The following is a 2,556-nucleotide window of genomic DNA, read 5'->3' as shown; positions in this document are numbered from 1 at the left end:
GCGATTTCAATATTTGGGTGAAAATTCTGGTTTATCCCCGCCGTAACACACCCTACCGACATTTTGAATTTTGAATTGAAATGTGGTGCGTTACGGCGATGTCAATATTTGGTTTAAAATTATGGTGTATTCCCGCCGTAACACACCCTACCGAAATTTTTAATTGAAATTACTGGCCCCAATCGGGGGGATAAATGCCTTGTCGAATAAACCGATGAATGCTTGACCACGGCCAATCTGTGGGTGATTTGCATAACCCATGTTTCACGGGGTTAATATGAATATAATCGCAATAGGCGGCAAATTCTTGTTCGTCCCGTACCCGATGTTCCCAAAACCGCCGTTGCCATAAATTCCGTTCCCGACGGGCTTTTCGCGATGCGGTTATGGTTGTCTCTAAATTCAATTTATCGCCGATCGCTCTGGTTACATGGCTTTTCACCAAACGCATTCGTGTTGAAAAATCCCCGTCGTTTTCCGGTAGCGTCCACAAACAATGAAAATGGTCAGGTAATAAGACAAAAGCATCGATTTGAAACGGGCGTTTTAGGCGAACTGTTTCGATCGCCTGTCGCAACGCTACCCTCGCAATATCGTCGCACAGCCACGGCTGGCGATCGCACGTCACCTGTGTAAAAAAATAGGTTGCCCCCTGCCAATATTCTCGCCGATATTCTGCCATTGTAATCAGTCGAAAATTGCGATAATCTTATTATGATAGGTAGGGTGCCCTGCGGCAACAATAAACCTTCGTGCGCCACCAGAAAATGGAAATTGCCGTCAACACCGCCCCCACATTTTTGCCATCACGTTCATTGCTGACATCATCATTCACTGAACCCCGTATTCGATTTTTCTTAACACCATCCGTCATCAATGGGGTTTGTCGGCGGTGCGTTGCGGCAAGGTTAATATTTATCGTGAAAACCCATGATTTATCGAAGCCGCAACACACCCTACCGGGGTTTTGGGAAACGCCACAACCCATTTCGGGTAGGGTGTGTGACGTGCCAGGAAATTTGGCCGGTTGTCAGATTCGTGAAACACCCGCGTCACGCACCATCTCGTTGCTAAATATGACATCTTCCTCCAGGGGTGGCAAGGAGGCTTGATGGTATATTTGCGCCATAGCGGGGCAGGCGATCGCCCGCACGACGATCGCCTGATATCAAATCCAACGTTTACGGATAGGAAACGAAAATCGCGAATTGCTTTCCCCTAGAGGGGAAGACTGGATTTGATATTAAACCAATGATTCATATTCATCTTCAACCATTGACTTCAAAAACCCAGATGTAGTTTCCATCTTTTTGCATGATGTAAGCACGGTTTTCATCTGCACTTTTATCTTCGCCGTTACTCATATTGTCCCATGTGATTTTAGGATCTGCGCTCCATTCCATAGCTACCTTTTTATAACCAACCAAGGGGTAAGAACAACCAATGCAAATTTCACGATGTGGCAACGCATACTTTGCCGCAAAGGAAAAACTTTTAGCTTTCAAAAATTTCGCAACTACAGTTTTTGGCTCAATATCTTCAAATGGCCATGCGCCCGAATCATTGACAGCTCCCGTCCGCTTGAGAAGCGCTTCAGTGTTATTGCGAATAATGAAGCTGAAATCATTCCAACTTAAGGCATCAACAATGCCTTTTTGAATTTCCCCTAAAGTCTCGTTAAAAAGATCGGCAGTCTTCTGAATGTCTACTTCTTTGATGGGGATTTTGATGGCTTCAAAAGTTTGACTCATAGCTCCACAACCAAAAACTACGCTTGTTCGATAAATGACTTTACAATAGGCGTATATCTTAATGCATCATACATCCGGTCAAATTTTACAATTTCTTTATGTTTCTGTAGGCCGGGAAAATAAATTTTCCCGACTTCCTCACCCTCACACGCCACAGGAGACAGCATCGCCAAGCTAAACACCGCCTCAAACCCCTGTTCGTCCCTCACCTCTAAATAGTGACCCCCTCGTTTGGCTCTCCCAACTTCTCGCCCAACGCCACCACCAACCGCGCCAGCCTTCCCTGGGCCGTTCCTTGTTCTTCTGTTGGTTCTTCTATTGCGAGTAGCTCATTTGCAATTGCTTTAGTTGGGAGTGTGAAGCGGTCTGGGAATTTGTCTTCGTTTTTGAGATCGAGGCGCAGATCGGAGGATGTGGGGGGTGGGGTTGAGCGTTTTGGGGAACGGCTTTGTGGAGAAAATGGCGGAGTGCTTGACGGTGGGCGAGATGGATCCACAAGAGAAGCAGCGCGTTCTAGGGCTGCATCCAAGATTGGACGCAATTCGTGAAGAGAAAGGGTTTTGAGCCAGGCGACGACTCGTTCCAGGGTAACGATTGGCTCAATAGAATTAGTGACGCCGGAGTAGGTATTGGGGAGCCGACCTGCCAGAAACGTATCCCAGTCAATTCGTCCCTCCAAATAGTCGAGCATTTCGTTGACGGGAATGGAGGTCAGATCGGAAAGCTTTTGTGACGTACTCCCGACGCCGACCGCTTAGGCGGTACGGCGCGGGCTTCTCCGCCCAGACCTTTGAGATCTGGGTTT

The 2,556-nt window shown here is 47.2% G+C and carries 3 protein-coding genes; all 3 read right to left on the bottom strand.

The window, feature by feature from the left end:
• Positions 1–169: 169 nt before the first annotated feature.
• The gene (locus LKK83_RS01935; RefSeq protein ID WP_324629086.1) at positions 170–682 is read right to left on the bottom strand and encodes an REP-associated tyrosine transposase; all 513 of its coding nucleotides are present in this window, start codon (positions 680–682) and stop codon (positions 170–172) included.
• Positions 683–1,268: 586 nt separating this feature from the next.
• Positions 1,269–1,751 (bottom strand): hypothetical protein, encoded by a 483-nt coding sequence (locus LKK83_RS01930; RefSeq protein ID WP_324629085.1) that lies wholly within the window; start codon positions 1,749–1,751, stop codon positions 1,269–1,271.
• A 211-nt stretch (positions 1,752–1,962) separates the two neighbouring features.
• Complete coding sequence (locus tag LKK83_RS01925; protein ID WP_324629084.1) at positions 1,963–2,442, bottom strand: hypothetical protein; 480 nt, start codon at positions 2,440–2,442, stop codon at positions 1,963–1,965.
• Between the last annotated feature and the right edge of the window lie 114 nt (positions 2,443–2,556).

It is taken from the genome of Phormidium sp. CCY1219 (genome assembly GCF_035615515.1).
Taxonomy (GTDB): Bacteria; Cyanobacteriota; Cyanobacteriia; order Cyanobacteriales; family Laspinemataceae; genus CCY1219.
Note: the sequence above shows the minus strand (reverse complement) of the source record. Positions and strands in the feature narration are given on the sequence as shown.

Bases quoted from the DNA above. Each gene is read 5' to 3' on its own strand.
- LKK83_RS01925 (WP_324629084.1), bottom strand. From the start codon at position 2,442: ATGCTCGACTATTTGGAGGGACGAATTGACTGGGATACGTTTCTGGCA.
- LKK83_RS01935 (WP_324629086.1), bottom strand. From the start codon at position 682: ATGGCAGAATATCGGCGAGAATATTGGCAGGGGGCAACCTATTTTTTT.
- LKK83_RS01930 (WP_324629085.1), bottom strand. From the start codon at position 1,751: ATGAGTCAAACTTTTGAAGCCATCAAAATCCCCATCAAAGAAGTAGAC.